Source organism: Micromonospora sp. CNZ299 (genome assembly GCF_002754415.1).
Genome location: NZ_PEFG01000001.1, coordinates 1,277,527 through 1,291,915 on the forward strand (window position 1 = coordinate 1,277,527; position 14,389 = coordinate 1,291,915).

The following is a 14,389-nucleotide window of genomic DNA, read 5'->3' on the forward strand; positions in this document are numbered from 1 at the left end:
CGCCCCCAAACTCGGGAGCGCCCGCACCGCCGCTGTCAGCTCAGCAGACCGCCGAGCAGACCGCCCTCCTGCTGCTGCTGGCCACTGCCCACGACCGGCGGCTCCTCGGACGGCTGCACCACCACGAAGCCCTGGCCGGCGAAGCTCATCGTGAACGACTCACCGGTGCGTCGGCCCAGCAGCGTGCCGAGGCCCATCTGCTCGGCCCGGTGGTAGCCGGTCTGGAGGTTGGCCGACCAGCAGACCGCAGCCTGCGGGTCGACGTACGTCGGGGCGTCCACGTTGAGCACGACCGGCGTGCCCCTGGTGGTGATGGCGATCCGGCCGTAGCCGCTGAACACACAGTTGAACAGGCCGGACGACGAGGCCATCCCGGCGCCGCCGACCATCCTGATGTCGTACTGCAGGGTCGAGTCGAAGGCGAGCACGCTGGAGCCGTTGATGGAGAGGGCGTCGCCGGGCTCCAGGTCGATGATGTGCACGTCCTTGGCCAGCTCGGCGAGGAAGACGTCACCCTGGCCGGAGACCTTCATCAGCGGGACGCCCTCGCCGGTGAGCTTCTGCTTGAGGAACTTGCCGAGCCCACCCGAGCCCAACGCCTGGAACTGCACATTTCCCTGGTAGGCGACCATCGACCCGACCCGGGCCATCGCCTCACCGTTGAGCTCGATCTTCAACATCTTGGAGTTTTGCAGCCGCATGCCGGGCTGTGCGGACTCCTTTTCCAGATTCTCCGAGGAGAACAGCTCGCTGCGCATGTAAGGGTGCCTCCTGACAGGGTTGCGGTCGCTGCACCGAAGGTAGGCGACCCGGGCAACCACGTGCCAGCGGCCGCGCTGCGAGGACCGGCTGCCGCCGACCGGTGGCGCTCAGCCCCAGCCCAGCGCGTGCAGCCGCTCGTCGTCGATGCCGAAGTGGTGGGCGATCTCGTGCACCACGGTCACCGCCACCTCGTCGACGACATCGTCGTCGTTGTCGCAGATCCGCAGGATCGGGTGTCGGTAGATGAAGATCCGATCCGGCAGGACGCCGGAGTAGTCCCAGCCGCGGCTGGTGAGGGCGTGACCCTCGTAGAGACCGAGCAGGTCGGCCTCGCCCGGCGGCGGGTCGTCCTCGACGAGGATCACCACGTTGCTCATCAGGCCGAGCAGTTCCTCGGGCACCTCGTCGAGGGCATCGCCGACCAGTTCCTCGAAGCGCTCGCGGGTCATCTCCACCGGCACCTCACCCATTCTGCCCGATGCGGGGTGCGCCCGGCCCGGTCAGTTGGAGCACCGCAGGGATCCGCGGGGCCACGGAGAGAGTGATTCCCGAGGTGGGCGACGACTCTCTCCGTGGTCGAGCGGTTGGTGGGTCGACCGGCTCAGGAAGCCAGGCGGGCGTTGAGGGTGATCTCGGCGCCGGGCGAGAGCAGGCGGGAGATCGGGCAGTTGGCCTTGGCGGCCTCGGCGAGCTTCTGGAACTCCGCGTCGTCGATGCCCGGGACCTGGCCGACGGTCTCCAGGTCGATCCGGGTCACGGTCATCCCGGCATCGGTCTTGTCCAGGTGGACCTTGGCGGTGGTCTCGACCGAGCTGGCCGTCGAGCCCGCGTCGGCGAGGGCCTTCGAGAACGCCATCGAGAAGCAGCCGGCGTGCGCGGCGGCGATCAGCTCCTCGGGGTTGGTGCCCTCGCCCTCCTCGAAGCGCGACTTGAACGAGTAGTTGCCCGACAGGCCGCCCTTACCGGTGCGGACGGTGCCGGCGCCCTCGGTGAGATTGCCCTGCCATTGTGCTGAAGCGGTACGGATAGGCATGGGGAGAACGCTAGCGGAAAGGTGACCGCCGAGCGACCGACCGGGGCGGACGCCCGCCCTGCGATCCCCGTCACGCACAGCTGGCTGTGTCATGATGCGACCCAGGTCCGTGACCGGGCGGAAGGATGACCGATGTCCGAGGAGCTTCCCATCCCACGGCAGGGCGACCGCTCCGACGGTCTGGCCGTGATCGAGTGGGGTGCCGACGACGACCCGGCCCCGCGCCGCCGGTTCGGTTGGTCCCTGGCCGGGCTCACCCAGGACCCTCGGCTGCCCCTGCTGCTCGCCGGTCTGGGCGCGGTGGCCGGGGTCGCCTCGATGGTCGGTGAGTGGCTGGTGATGAGCCTGCCGAACGGCGGGCCCGAGGGGGACGCCACGATCGAGGTGCCCGCCGGGGTGTCCGAGGTCGGCGGCTTCGGAATCGGCTACCTGGTGGGGCTTCTCGCACTGGTCTGCACCGTGGTGTTGGCGCTTCGCGGCACCGCGTCCGTGCGGTCGAATGCCCGGCTGACCGGCCTCACGCTGGCCGGTGCCCTGCTGGCGTTGCTGGTCGCCGCCACGGCCACCCTCAACGATTCCGGTCAGCGCACCTTCTTCTACTCGGCACAGGACGGCTTCAAGGCCGAGTACGGTCGCGGCCTGATCATGGCCTTCGCCGCCTGTGTGCTGCTCGGTGCGGCCCTGCGGCTGGCCCCGGCCGGGACGCCGGAGGACGACCGGCCCGGGGACGCGCCGGCGGCCCGTGCCTGGCGCCGTCGCCGGGACCGCGACCCGGTGCAGGAGGACGGCCTGCCGGCACCGGCCGACCTCACGGTCACCCCCGCCGCGCCTTTCGCGCGCCCCGACACCCCGTCCTGAGCTGCGCGGATCCCGGCAACGGCTGTCCTCGCCGGGCCGCGACCGGCGGACACCCGAGGGGTGCCGCTCGTTGGCGTCCGATTCGCCTGGAAGCCATGGATGCGACCCGTTCCGCGAGGTACGGTTGCTGCCCGCCGTTACGCCGGGCCTCGGCTTTTCCGACCGCACGGCAGGCTGCGACGGCGGCGGGCGAAGGAGGAACGATGACCCGCCCGGGACTACCCAAGCTGATCGCGACCGACCTCGACGGGACACTGGTCCGCGGCGACGAGACCGTCTCCGCGTACACCCATGGGGTGCTCGACCGGGTGCGGGCCGCCGGAATTCCGGTGGTCGGCGCGACCGGTCGCGGCCCCCGGCTGACCGAACTGACCCGCAACGACATCCGCGCCGCCGACTTCCTGGTGATGGCCGGCGGCGGACGGGTGGTCGACCAGAGTGACCCCTCCGGCCCGCTGGTGCTGCGCGACGAGCGGCTGCCCGCCGAGGTGCTGGCCCGGCTGCTCGCCGACCTGGAAGCCGAGGTCGGCCCGCTGACCGTGATGGTCGAGGCGTCCGACGAGCATGACGCGCCGCTCTGGGGTGACTACCACGAGAGCTGGCCCTACCAGGACCGGTTCGAGGCGCGGACCCGCGCGGAGTGCCTCTCCTGCGATGTGATCAAGGCGTTCGCCCGGACCGCCGACCACCACGTGGACGAGCTGCTGGCGGTGGCCCGCCGGATCGTCTCACCGCAGGTCGCCACGCTCACCCAGGCCGGGCTCGGCTTCCTCGAGATCTGCCCGCCCGGCGTGGACAAGGCGAGTGGGCTGACCGTGGTGGCGCAGACCCTCGGGGTCGACCCGGCCGACGTGCTGGTCTTCGGTGACATGCCCAACGACCTGCCGATGTTCGAGTGGGCTGGCTGGGCGCGGGTGGCGGTGGCCAACGCGCACCCGGACGTCCGGGCCGCCGCCGACGAGGTGACCCTGCGCAACGACGACGACGGAGTGGCGGTGTACCTCGACCGGCTACTGTCCCGGTGATGCAAGAGACACCCCGCCTGATCGCCACCGACATCGACGGCACGCTGATCCGCGACGACCACACCGTCAGCCCACGCACCGCCGACGTGCTCGCGCGGATCTCCGCGCAGGGCACGCCGGTCGTCCTGGTCACCGGCCGTCCGGTCCGCTGGCTCAAGATGGTGTACGACCAACTGGCCGAGCCTCTGCCGGCCGTCTGCGCCAACGGGGCCGTGGTCTACGACCCGTTCTCCGACGAGGTGCTGCGGGCTGACCCTCTGGCGCCGCAGCACCTGGCCGAGGTGGCCCGGAGGCTGCGCGCCGAGGTGCCCGGCATCAGCTTCGCCGTCGAGATCCTCAACAGCCGGGAGATGCGACACGAGGCGCACTACCCGCTGCGCTGGGACGCCGACGCCGCCGGCATCCGACCGATCGAGACGCCGGAGGAGTTGCTCTCGCTGCCAGCGGTGAAGCTGCTGGCCCGGGCCGGCGAGCAGGACCCGGACGCGTTCGCCGAGCTGATCGCGGCAGCGGTGGTGGGGCTGGCGGAGGCCACGCACTCGTCGTCGTCCGGCCTGGTGGAGATCTCCGCCGCCGGGGTGACCAAGGCTGCCGGCCTGGACTGGTACTGCGATCGACTCGGGGTGAGCGCCGTCGACGTGCTGGCCTTCGGCGACATGCCCAACGACGTGCCGATGCTCACCTGGGCGGGGCGGGGCGTGGCGGTCGCCAACGCGCACCGCGCCGTCCTGGCGGTCGCCGACGACGTGACGACGGCGAACACCGAGGACGGCGTGGCGGCGTACCTGGAGAAGGTCTTCGGTCTGGACTGAGCGGGCCGCGACCGGTCAGAGGTACTGACCGGTGTTGTGGCCCTCACCGCCGCCCGGCTGGGCGATGCCCGGCATCCCGGGGACCATCCCACCGGGGCCGCTGGGCAGCGCCTGCCGGCCGCCACGCATCTGCTCCAACTGGACCCGGGCGGCCATCTGCTGGGCCACCAGGGCCGCCTGGATGCCGTGGAACAGGCCCTCCAGCCAACCGACGAGCTGGGCGTGCGCGATCCGCAGCTCGCCCTCACTGGGGGCCTTGTCCTCGGCGAAGGGCAGCGAGATGCGCTCAAGCTCGTCGCGCAGCTCGGGGGCGAGGCCCTCCTTCAGCTCGACGATCGACCGCTCGTGGATCTCCCGCATCCGGTTGCGGCTGGCGTCGTCCAGGGGTGCGGCCTTCACCTCCTCCAGCAACTGCTTGATCATGCTGCCGATCCGCATCACCTTGGCCGGCTGTTCGACCAGGCGGGTCGGGTCCTCGCCCTGGCCCTCGTCGGTCTGCATCGTGCCGATCGGCCGGCCGTCCGGGCCGACCACCACAACGGTGCCGGAGTGGCCGGAATCGTCGGGGCCGGGCTCGTCGTCTTGTCCAGCGGAGCGCGCTTCGGTCATGGGGTCCATCTTTACCCAGCGAGCGCGACCCATGCCGCCCGGGACCTACTCCCGGGGCCGAAACACCCGGGCGGGGCGCGCTACCGTCGCGCCATGCCTGTCGACCCGCGCGCCGTGCTGACCCGACCCGCGCCGGAACCCGACCGGACCGTCGCGTACGGCGACCACCCGGATCAGGTGGCCGACCTGCGCTTCCCGGCGGGCACCGGCCCCGCGCGACCGCTGGTCGTCGTGGTGCACGGCGGTTTCTGGCGGGCCGAGTACGACCGGCGGCACACCGGCCCGCTCGCGGCCGCTCTCGCTGCCTGCGGCTACCCGGTGGCGCAGCTGGAATACCGGCGGACCGGGCAGCCGGGAGGCGGTTGGCCGGGCACGTTGACCGACGTGCTGACCGGCGTGGCCGAGCTGCCGGCGCTGGCCGCCGAGGCGCTGCCCGGCCGGGTGACCCGGGCCGCGCCGATCCTGCTCGGGCACTCTGCCGGCGGCCACCTGGCGATGTACGTGGCGGCCAGCGCCCCGGCGACGGTGGCCGGGGTGCTCGCCCTGGCCCCGGTCGCCGACCTGGGCGAGGCGTACCGGCGGGACCTGGACGCGGGCGCGGTGGCGGCGTTGCTCGGCGGCGGCCCGGCGGAGGTGCCGGACCGGTACGCAACGGCGGATCCACGAATGTTGGTACCCGTTCGAACACGCACCGTAGTCATTCACGGCTCGGAGGATCAACAGGTTCCGGCGGAGATGAGCCGCGACTTTGTCACAGCAGCCCGTGGCGCAGGATCCGATATCTCCCTTGTTGAACTGCCCGGATGCGAGCATTTCGGGCTGATCGACCCTGAGTCGTCTGCCTGGCCTCAGGTTCTCGACGCTTTGCGGGCCCTGCACGATGATCTATAGCCATTGACGCAGCGTCGCGGACCAGGTAGAACGCCGGAGGGGCGGTGTTCGGCCCTGCAACGCTCCTTGGAAGGAACTCGGTGTCGCAGATGAATCGCAGGCGGGCGCTCCAACTGTTGGCCGCGCTCGGTACCACCGGGTTCGTCGCCGGGTGTGGCTCCGACACCGACGCCCAGCCGACCGCCAACCGCAGCCCGGTCAAGATCGGGTTGATCACGCCGCAGGGCGGCGGGTTCAAGAGCATCGGCGACGACATCACCAACGGCTTCCAGCTCTTTCTCGACCTGCACGAGCAGCGGCTGGGCGGCCACCCCGTCGACCTGCTGACCGCCGACGAGGGTGACACCGCCAAGAGCGGCAAGGCCGCCGTCGAAGGCCTGCTCAAGCAGGGCGTGCTGGCGCTCACCGGCGTGGTCAACTCGGCGGTGATGGTCGGCATCCGCGACACCGTCGAGGAAGCCCGCGTCCCGCTGATCGGCTCCAACGCCTCACCGAGCAGCCTGCAGAGCGTCTTCTACATCTGGCGGACGTCGTACGTGCTGGACGAGGCCGGCCGGGCGCTGGGCCGCTACCTGCGCGACCAGCTGCCGGCGAACGGCCGCGTCGCGATCATCATGCCGGAGAACGTCGGCAGCCCGGACGTGGTGCGCGGCTTCCGGCAGGAGTTCGGCGCGAACGACCCGCGCATCTCCGACCCGGTGACCTACACGAGCGCCAACCCCAACCCGGGCAAGACGACGTACGCCTCGGACATCACCAAGGCACTGGCCAAGAAGCCCACGGCAGTCTTCTGCTTCTTCGCCGGGGCTGCCGCTGTGGAGTTCATCAAGCAGCTCCGGGAGAAGTTCGCCGGCCCGGTCTACGCACCCGGCTTCCTCACCGAGGGCTCCGTGCTGGAGAACCTGAGGGACAACGCACTGGGCATCCAGACCGCGCTGAACTACTCGGCCGACCTGAACAACACGTCCAACCGGGTCTTCGCCTCGGCCTACCGCAAGAAGTACCAGGTCACCCCCACCACCTACGCGATGGCGTCGTACGACGCCGCGCAGGTCCTCGACCAGGCCATCCAGCTGACCGGCGGGAAGCCCACGCCGCAGCAGGTCAACCTGGCCCTCGGCAAGATCGGCCAGATCGACAGCCCGCGCGGCATCTGGCAGTTCAACCAGCCGCGCACGCCCCAGCAGAAGTGGTATCTGCGGGAGGTGCAGCGCGACGGTCAGGTCATGTCGAACGTGCTGATCAACGAGCTGGCCACGCTGGGCTGAACGCCCACCCGGAGCACGATTCGGGGCCGGTCTCCCAGTGGGAGGCCGGCCCCGAGGCGTCCGCGGGTCAGTGCCGCAGTTCGGCGATGCAGCACTTCACGCTGCCGCCGCCCTTCTTCAGCTCGGCCAGGTCGACCGCCACCGGGTTGTATCCGGCGGCCTTCAGCTTGCCGGCCAGCCGGGTGGCCTCGCTGTTGAGCACCACGTTGGCGCCGTCGCTGACCAGGTTGAGCCCGAAGGCCATCGCGTCCTCGTCGTCGGCGATCACCGCGTCCGGGAAGAGCTGGGTGAGCACCCGCTGGCTGGCCGCGGAGAACGCGCCCGGGAAGTAGACGACGTTCGAGTCGTCGATGGCCGCGAGCGCCACGTCCAGGTGATAGAAGCGAGGGTCGATCAGGCGCAGCGACACCACCGGCCGACCCAACGCCTCCTGCGCCTCGCCGTGTGCCGGAAGCTCGGTGCGGAAGCCGTGCCCGGCCAGGATGAGCCCGCCGTGCGCCTCCGGCACGTACGCGAAGTCGCCCTCGCCCTCGTTGGTCTCGCTCGGTGCGATGAACCGCCAGCCCTGCGACTCGTAGAAGGCGTGGTGAACGGCGGCCTCGGCGGCCCGCTGCTCGTGCTTGAACCGAGCGCCGTACACGCTGCCGTCCACGGTGAAGCCGCCGTTGGCGGCGTAGACCATGTCGGGCAGGCCCTGCTCGGGGGTGAGCAGGTGCACCTCGTGACCGAGGCCGACAAGCGTCTCGCGCAGCCGGTCCCACTGTTTGACGGCCAGGTCCCTGTCGACCGGGGTGGTCACGTCCATCCACGGGTTGATCGCGTACTCAACCGTGAAGTGCTCCGGCGAGCACAAGAGATATGTCCGCTTTCGCGGGACTCGGTGCTGGTTCACGGTCACCAAGAGTAGGTACCGTTGAACTTTGGTAACAGCCACAACCGTTGCTTCCCAGAGGCGGAACGTTGCAGATAGACGCGGTAGACCAGCGGATCATTGCGTTACTCGTCGCCGACGCCCGTGCGTCGTACGCCGACATCGGCACTCGGGTGTCACTCTCCGCCCCGGCAGTCAAGCGTCGCGTCGACCGACTGCGGGCCACCGGCGTGATCAGGGGATTCACCGCCGTCGTGGACCCGGCCGCCGTCGGGTGGACCACGGAGGCGTTCGTCGAACTGTTCTGCGCGGGCCGGACCACCCCCGCGCAGATCGGGGTGGCCGCACGTCGACACCCGGAGGTCGTCGGCGCGTACACGGTCTCCGGGGAGGCGGACGCGCTCGTGCACCTGCGCGCCGCCGACATCGCCCACCTGGAGGCGGCGCTGGAGCGGCTGCGCGCCGAGTCCTTCGTGACCTCCACCCGCAGCACCATCGTGCTTTCCCGGCTGGTCGAATCCCCGGGCGTGGGTCCCTCCACCCGACCTTGACCTCAAGCCCGCTTCAACAGGTGCAATGGTCGTGGCGTGGCGCGAGGCCCGCCGAGGCCGAGGGGGACCACATGCGGGCGATCTGGTTGCGGGAGTTCGGCGGGCCCGACGTGCTGGTGCCGGGCACCGCCCCCGACCCGACGCCCGGCCCCGGGCAGGTGCTGATCGACGTCGCGCACGTGAACATCACCTTCGTCGAGACGCAGCAGCGCTCCGGTCGCCCCGGGCCGTTCCAGGTCACCCCACCGCTGATCCCCGGCAACGGCGTCGGCGGGATGATCACCGCCGTCGGGCCGGACGTCGACCCGGCACTGATCGGGCGACGGGTGGTCAGCGCCACCGGCGGCTCCGGCGCCTACGCCGAACGCGCGGTGGTGGGCGTGTCCGCACCGATCGAGGTGCCCGCCGGGTTGGCGCTGGACGACGCGGTGGCACTACTGGCCGACGGGCGTACCGCCACCATGCTGATCGAGGCGGTGGGCGTACACCCCGGTGACCGGGTGCTGGTGGAGGCCGCCGCTGGCGGCGTGGGCAGCCTCCTCGTGCAGCTCGCGTCCCGGGCCGGCGCCCGGGTGATCGGCGTCGCCGGCGGGCCCCGCAAGGTGGAGCTGCTGACCGGCCTGGGCGCCGACCTGGCCGTCGACTACCGCCTGCCCGACTGGGCCGACCGCATTCGAGCTGCGACGGGTGGGGTCGACGTGGTGCTCGACGGGGTCGGCGGGGCGGTGGCCCGAGCGGCATTCGAGCTGGTGGACCCGGGTGGCCGCATGGTCAGCTTCGGATTGGCCAGCGGGGAGTGGTCGCCGGTCTCCGGGGAGGCCGCCACGGCACGGCAGGTCACACTGATCCGGCCGGACGTGCCGCCCACGCGGCTGCGGGCGTACACCGAACAGGCCCTGGCGGACGCGGCGGCCGGCCGCCTGCGACCGCTGATCGGCCAGCGATTCCCACTGGACCGCGCCGTCGACGCGCACGCCGCCATCGAGGCGCGCGCGACGGTCGGCAAGACCCTGCTGGACGTGTCCTAGAGATACATGCCGGTGCGGTGCTCCGAGTCGTCGCGTCGGACCGGCTTGTCGCCCTCACCGAAGAACCGCTTGCCGCCGAACTCGCCGTGCAGACGGTCGTCCAGTTCGTCGGCGAGACCGGTCATCACCTGCACCGCCAGCATCAGGTGGGTGGCCTGGAAGTTGCGGCCGAAGACCGGGATCGACGCCCAGACCGTGTCGTCGGCGCAGTAGAGGCGGCCGATCGGCATCCGGTTGGTCAACTCGGAGAGCTTGACGTAGAGGCGTTCGGTCGGCTCCACCTCGGTGAGAACCGGGGAGAAGACGTCCACCAGAGGTGGATTGTCCCGCACCCGCACGAAGACCATCGCCGAGCCGGCGCGGATGGTGATGTCGCCGTCCGAGTCGATCTGCAACCGGTCGGTGTCCGACTTCAACATCGTGGAGACCACCGTACGGACCCGGTCCGCCAGGTCGAGCACGTCGTCCCGATCGACCTGCGCGGCGGCCGCCTCGGCGAGCGCCTCCTCCAGGTCCGCCTCGACATCGGCGTCCGGGCCGAACTCGCTGCGCGCGGTGCCGAGCGGTTCCGAGGACAGCGGTTCGCCCTCGGCGTCGTGCACCAGATAGACCAGGAAGGCCGGGTGCGGAGCACCGTAGACGTCGCGCAGCGTGCGGGAGAGCAGCGTGGCGACCCTGGTCGACTCGCCCGTCGTGGCGTTCAGCCCGAAGGAACCACCGGAGCCGGGGACCACCCCCGGCGGGGACCAACCGAGCGCGACCATGTCCGCCACCGCGCCCCGGTCCAGTCGGTAGCCCGCCGGCAGGGCGGCGTTTCCGACCGCACGGGCGGACAGCACGCCGTCGGCGTCCACGTCGATGCTGATCGAATAGACGGCGTCTCCGGTGCCGGAGGCGGTCGGGTCCAGCGTCACGTCGAGATGCGCCCCCACCGGAAGGTCCCGCAGTCGCACGGCGAGCGCGCGGGCGAACTCCTGCCACGCCTCGGTCACCTTCGCCCGCAGGTCGGTGGTGCTGGGCTCGTCGAGCAGGATCGATTCCACCGGCTCAGCCGTAGCGCCAGGCAGCTCACCGTGCGGCGCCGAGGGGTGGTCAGCCGTCATGATCGCCTCCGTCCGTCACGATCACCCTACCCACGCCGCCCATGGGCCGAATCAGCCCGGACCGGGATCGGACAACGGCGGTCAGGGCGCCGTCGGGTCCGCAGGGTCGGCGCCCAGCTCGACGGGCCAGGTGCCCGCCAGCGCGCTGACCCGGGCCGCGGCATCGGCCGGGTCCGCCCCTCGACCAACCGCCAACCCCAGGAGGTACGCGGTGACCGGCGCCCCGGGCCGCAGCACCTGGTGGGCGACGTCCCGGGCCAGATCCAGCACCGCCGGCACCGGCACACCGGCCGGATCCAGATCCAACTCCGTGCACACCGCCGTGACCCAGTCGTCCATCACCGTCATCGCGCCCACTCCTCCGCCCGGCGTACGTCCTCGTCAGTGTCGCAGTCGAACCAGGGCGGCGGGCCGTCGCCGGACCAGGGCACCTCCCGTACGACGAGCCCGGCCAGCAACGCCCGGACCGGCGCCCCGTTCAGGCTGCCGCCGCGCTCGACCGCCAGCCGGTCCAGCCCGGCGCGCAGCGCGGCGACGCGCCAGACACCGCAGAGCGACTGCCGCCGCCCGTCCCCGTCGACGAAGCAGGCCCCGTCGGGCCGTCGTTCGCCACCGCCTGCCGCAGCCTCCTCGGCGACGTGACCCAGCAACTCCCCGATCGCGGAGCGGGTGAGCAGCGGCAGGTCGGCGGCGAGAAGCGCGACAAGTGCCGTGTCGGGATCCAGCAGCGCCAGGCCGGCAGCCGCTGCGGCGACCGGCCCGCCGCCGGGTGGGTCCTCCCGGATGACCCGCACGCCTGCGGGGACGGCGTCGGCCGAACCGACCAGCACCCGGAGCGTGGCATCGCTGACGGCGGCCAGCACCCGGTCGCGCATCGGCCGGCCACCGACCGGAAGCGCGGGTTTGTCGACTCCGCCCATCCGTCGGGCGGCCCCACCCGCGAGCACCACGGCGGCGTACGTCCCCATCCGGCCACCGTAGCCGTGTGGACGCCCCGGCGGCGGCTGGCCATGTGGATGCCAGACGCGCTCGCTGCCGGTGCCTGGTGGCCGGTGGCCGTGCGGGCGTGCCGACCTGGGGTGGAGGATGGCGGGATGGGACGGGCAACTGATCGACGGGGCGTACTCCGGATCGACCTGGACGCGGCGGCTGACGGACGCGGGTCGGTCCGCCGACCGGACACGCTCGCGGTGGAGGAGCCGCTGGAGATCCGGGTCGGTGCCGCCGGTCCCGGCCGCCGGCGACCGCTCGCCGTCACGATGCGCACCCCGGGCGACGACCTGGACCTGGCCATCGGGTTCCTGCTGACCGAGGGGCTGATCCGGTCGACCGATGACGTGTTGACCGCACAGCTCTGCGCCGGCGCGGAAACGCCGAACACGTACAACGTGGTGGACGTGGTGCTCGCGCCCGGTGTGCCGGAACCGACCACCGACCCGTCCCGGAACTTCTACACGACCAGTTCCTGCGGGGTCTGCGGCAAGGCCAGCATCGACGCGGTCCGCACCCGGTCGCTGTTCCCGGTCTCGGAGGATCCGCTCAGCGTGCCGGCCGCCCTCCTCACCGAACTGCCGGACCGGCTGCGCGCCGCCCAGCGCGGCTTCGATCGGACCGGCGGACTCCACGCGGCGGGGCTGTTCACCCCGGACGGTGAGCTGGTGGTGCTCCGGGAGGACGTGGGCCGGCACAATGCCGTGGACAAGGTGATCGGCTGGGCGGTGCGGGAACGGCGGCTGCCGCTGGCCGGGCACCTGTTGCTGGTCTCCGGACGGGCCAGCTTCGAGTTGACCCAGAAGGCATGGATGGCGGGGTTGCCGCTGCTGGCCGCTGTGTCCGCGCCGAGCACCCTCGCCGCCGAGTTGGCCGAGGAGGCCGGCATGACGCTGGTCGGCTTCCTGCGCGGCAACACCATGAACCTCTACGCCCGTCCCGAACGGGTCACAGTCTGATCACCAGCTCGTCGAGCAGCCCCAGCCGAATCACGGCATCGCGGGCAACCAGGAAACCGGCGATGCCGAGGACCCAGCCGAGCATACCGCCGGAGTGGCGTGCGATCCAGCCGTTGAGCCGCACCAGCACCGGCTCTACCAGCCTCGGCCACGCCATTCGCGCCACGAGCAGCAGCACCGCAGGCAGGACCATGACCACGCAGTAGGCAGCGAGCAACCCCACCATCTCCGCCGCACCGATCCCGGAGGTGGTCAGCAGACCGACCGCACCGAGGTACGGCAGCATCGTCGCCACCTCCGCGAGCGCGGCGAGTAGCGCCAGCCCCACCAGCCAGCGCATCGAGGAGTCACCGGCGGTGACCCGGTCCCGCCACCGCAGCACCCCGCCGCCGCGTGGCCGTCGTTTCCCGTCGTACCGGAAGCTGAGAGCGAACAGCCCAACGCCGAGAACGAGCTGCGCCCAGAGCACCGGCCGGTTGTCCATCGCCCCGCCGAGGACGTCGGCCAACTGGCTGCCACCCACGGCGAGCAGCAGCCCGACGGCGAAGTAGAAGAGGGCGATGGTGCCCAGATAGACGAGGATCCGCCGCGCGTTGACCGTCCCGGGCGCGAGCAGCAGCCAGATCGGGATGAAGAGGGTGCCGATGCTGGTGCTGTCGATCAACGCCAGCCCGGCCAGCGACAGCAGCAATTCGGGGGTCACGAGATCATTCTCCGGTGGTTGTGGCGCTGCCGCGTCGGCCGTGGACAGGAGCACCGCCTACATCCTTCGACGGATGCCCTGGACCTTCGCGCACGGATCGCTGAGCGACTCGGGTTCGTTGAAATCGGGGTATCGCGGAAGCGGGGACACCCCGAGTTCCGGAAAGCGGAGTCGATCAAACCCGAGTCGATCAAGCCGGCCTGCCGCCCACCTGGACGCCGCACGCCGACGGCCTCGCCGTCGGGTCGCCTGGTCAGGCCAGGTCGAGGATGCTCCAGTTGGTCGGCAGCACCTTCGCCGCCAGCTTGGGCTGCACTGTCGCGTAGTGCGCCTCGTGGGCGAGTGCCGCACTGGCGGCCTGACCGAGCGAGATGTCTCCATCAACGGCACGGGCCAACGTGCCGGTGTCCCGCACCTCGGCTGCGTCGAGCGGCAGCAGACAGATCACCGGCGCGCTCATCATCAGGGCCAGCAGCGCCGCGCCGACCTCGTCGCCCGCGCCCGCGATGGCGGCCGCCAGACAGGTGGCCGGGACGGCAACCTGCCGGCCCTCGTCGGCGACCTCCAGCATCAGCTCCCCCACCGAGACGTTGCCCTCGATGTAGGCCGTCAACGCCGACGCGTCGAACACGGCCGCGATCTGATCGCTCATCCGGCCCGTCCCAGCATCCGGCGGGCCTCCGCCAGTGCGTCCGCCGGAATCGGTGTGGCCAGTCGCGCCCGCCACCGCGCCCGGCCCGCCTCGGTCGGCTCAATGCCGGCTCGCCGCAGCACCTCGTGAAGATGCCCGGCGGCCATCTGGGCACGCACCGCAGCGGTGATCGCGGCCGAGACGTTGGGCTGCTGATCGAGCCACTCCGCGACGTCGTCGGGGAGGCTCACGGAGCGCTTCACGGTCATACCCGGCAGCCTACCCACTCTGGTAG

The 14,389-nt window shown here is 71.4% G+C and carries 19 protein-coding genes; 8 read left to right on the forward strand and 11 right to left on the reverse strand.

The features are described 5' to 3' along the window. Positions 1-35: 35 nt before the first annotated feature. The 3 genes from CLT68_RS06100 to CLT68_RS06110 form a co-directional block, all read right to left on the reverse strand. Positions 36-758: an AIM24 family protein gene (locus tag CLT68_RS06100; RefSeq protein WP_099849403.1), complete on the reverse strand. Its 723-nt coding sequence runs from the start codon at positions 756-758 to the stop codon at positions 36-38. 111 nt (positions 759-869) lie between these two features. Next, positions 870-1,217, reverse strand: coding sequence for a metallopeptidase family protein (locus CLT68_RS06105; RefSeq protein WP_199177210.1), 348 nt, complete (start codon positions 1,215-1,217; stop codon positions 870-872). A 146-nt stretch (positions 1,218-1,363) separates the two neighbouring features. Beyond that, positions 1,364-1,795: an OsmC family protein gene (locus CLT68_RS06110; RefSeq protein ID WP_099849404.1), complete on the reverse strand. Its 432-nt coding sequence runs from the start codon at positions 1,793-1,795 to the stop codon at positions 1,364-1,366. Positions 1,796-1,927: 132 nt separating this feature from the next. Between CLT68_RS06110 and CLT68_RS06115 the strand changes: the two genes are divergently transcribed. The 3 genes from CLT68_RS06115 to CLT68_RS06125 all read left to right on the forward strand — a co-directional run bounded on the left by CLT68_RS06115 (position 1,928) and on the right by CLT68_RS06125 (position 4,490). After that, positions 1,928-2,653, forward strand: coding sequence for a hypothetical protein (locus CLT68_RS06115; RefSeq protein WP_099849406.1), 726 nt, complete (start codon positions 1,928-1,930; stop codon positions 2,651-2,653). Between the two features lie 203 nt (positions 2,654-2,856). Then, positions 2,857-3,678, forward strand: a complete 822-nt coding sequence (locus CLT68_RS06120; protein WP_099849407.1) for an HAD hydrolase family protein — start codon at positions 2,857-2,859, stop codon at positions 3,676-3,678. Beyond that, complete coding sequence (locus CLT68_RS06125; protein ID WP_099849409.1) at positions 3,678-4,490, forward strand: HAD family hydrolase; 813 nt, start codon at positions 3,678-3,680, stop codon at positions 4,488-4,490. The genes CLT68_RS06120 and CLT68_RS06125 overlap by 1 nt, the downstream gene beginning before the upstream one ends. Positions 4,491-4,505: 15 nt before the next feature. On the opposite strand, the gene CLT68_RS06130 is transcribed toward CLT68_RS06125, so the two are convergent. Further along, the gene (locus CLT68_RS06130; protein WP_088950739.1) at positions 4,506-5,108 is read right to left on the reverse strand and encodes a bacterial proteasome activator family protein; all 603 of its coding nucleotides are present in this window, start codon (positions 5,106-5,108) and stop codon (positions 4,506-4,508) included. Between the two features lie 84 nt (positions 5,109-5,192). Here CLT68_RS06130 and CLT68_RS06135 point away from each other — a divergent pair, with 84 nt between their 5' ends. Both CLT68_RS06135 and CLT68_RS06140 read left to right on the forward strand, forming a co-directional pair. Beyond that, the gene (locus tag CLT68_RS06135; protein WP_099849410.1) at positions 5,193-5,990 is read left to right on the forward strand and encodes a serine aminopeptidase domain-containing protein; all 798 of its coding nucleotides are present in this window, start codon (positions 5,193-5,195) and stop codon (positions 5,988-5,990) included. Between the two features lie 80 nt (positions 5,991-6,070). After that, the gene (locus CLT68_RS06140) at positions 6,071-7,258 is read left to right on the forward strand and encodes an ABC transporter substrate-binding protein (protein WP_099849412.1); all 1,188 of its coding nucleotides are present in this window, start codon (positions 6,071-6,073) and stop codon (positions 7,256-7,258) included. Positions 7,259-7,325: 67 nt separating this feature from the next. Here CLT68_RS06140 and ddaH read toward each other — a convergent pair whose 3' ends face one another. Further along, positions 7,326-8,159: a dimethylargininase gene (gene ddaH / locus CLT68_RS06145; RefSeq protein WP_486482090.1), complete on the reverse strand. Its 834-nt coding sequence runs from the start codon at positions 8,157-8,159 to the stop codon at positions 7,326-7,328. A 59-nt stretch (positions 8,160-8,218) separates the two neighbouring features. Here ddaH and CLT68_RS06150 point away from each other — a divergent pair, with 59 nt between their 5' ends. Next, positions 8,219-8,680 (forward strand): Lrp/AsnC family transcriptional regulator, encoded by a 462-nt coding sequence (locus CLT68_RS06150; RefSeq protein ID WP_088950743.1) that lies wholly within the window; start codon positions 8,219-8,221, stop codon positions 8,678-8,680. Positions 8,681-8,751: 71 nt separating this feature from the next. Further along, entirely contained in the window at positions 8,752-9,708 is a 957-nt protein-coding gene (locus tag CLT68_RS06155; protein ID WP_099849416.1) for a zinc-binding dehydrogenase, read from the forward strand. Here CLT68_RS06155 and CLT68_RS06160 read toward each other — a convergent pair. The 3 genes from CLT68_RS06160 to mobA form a co-directional block, all read right to left on the reverse strand. Then, the gene (locus CLT68_RS06160) at positions 9,705-10,811 is read right to left on the reverse strand and encodes a T3SS (YopN, CesT) and YbjN peptide-binding chaperone 1 (protein WP_099849417.1); all 1,107 of its coding nucleotides are present in this window, start codon (positions 10,809-10,811) and stop codon (positions 9,705-9,707) included. The two genes, CLT68_RS06155 and CLT68_RS06160, sit on opposite strands and share 4 nt — an antisense overlap. A gap of 81 nt (positions 10,812-10,892) precedes the next feature. Then, positions 10,893-11,159 (reverse strand): DUF6457 domain-containing protein, encoded by a 267-nt coding sequence (locus tag CLT68_RS06165; protein WP_088952096.1) that lies wholly within the window; start codon positions 11,157-11,159, stop codon positions 10,893-10,895. After that, on the reverse strand, positions 11,156-11,779 hold the full coding sequence (gene mobA / locus CLT68_RS06170) for an NTP transferase domain-containing protein (RefSeq protein ID WP_099849419.1): 624 nt from the start codon (positions 11,777-11,779) through the stop codon (positions 11,156-11,158). Before mobA ends, CLT68_RS06165 begins: the two co-directional genes overlap by 4 nt. A gap of 126 nt (positions 11,780-11,905) precedes the next feature. On the opposite strand from mobA, the gene fdhD reads away from it, so the two are divergent. Next, the gene (gene fdhD, locus CLT68_RS06175) at positions 11,906-12,760 is read left to right on the forward strand and encodes a formate dehydrogenase accessory sulfurtransferase FdhD (RefSeq protein ID WP_099849421.1); all 855 of its coding nucleotides are present in this window, start codon (positions 11,906-11,908) and stop codon (positions 12,758-12,760) included. Here the strand turns inward: fdhD and CLT68_RS06180 are convergent. The 3 genes from CLT68_RS06180 to CLT68_RS06190 all read right to left on the reverse strand — a co-directional run bounded on the left by CLT68_RS06180 (position 12,750) and on the right by CLT68_RS06190 (position 14,363). Further along, complete coding sequence (locus CLT68_RS06180) at positions 12,750-13,463, reverse strand: GAP family protein (RefSeq protein ID WP_099849423.1); 714 nt, start codon at positions 13,461-13,463, stop codon at positions 12,750-12,752. The two genes, fdhD and CLT68_RS06180, sit on opposite strands and share 11 nt — an antisense overlap. A gap of 253 nt (positions 13,464-13,716) precedes the next feature. Beyond that, positions 13,717-14,115, reverse strand: coding sequence for a hypothetical protein (locus tag CLT68_RS06185; protein WP_099849424.1), 399 nt, complete (start codon positions 14,113-14,115; stop codon positions 13,717-13,719). Next, the gene (locus CLT68_RS06190) at positions 14,112-14,363 is read right to left on the reverse strand and encodes a hypothetical protein (protein WP_099849426.1); all 252 of its coding nucleotides are present in this window, start codon (positions 14,361-14,363) and stop codon (positions 14,112-14,114) included. Before CLT68_RS06190 ends, CLT68_RS06185 begins: the two co-directional genes overlap by 4 nt. Positions 14,364-14,389 lie beyond the last annotated feature (26 nt).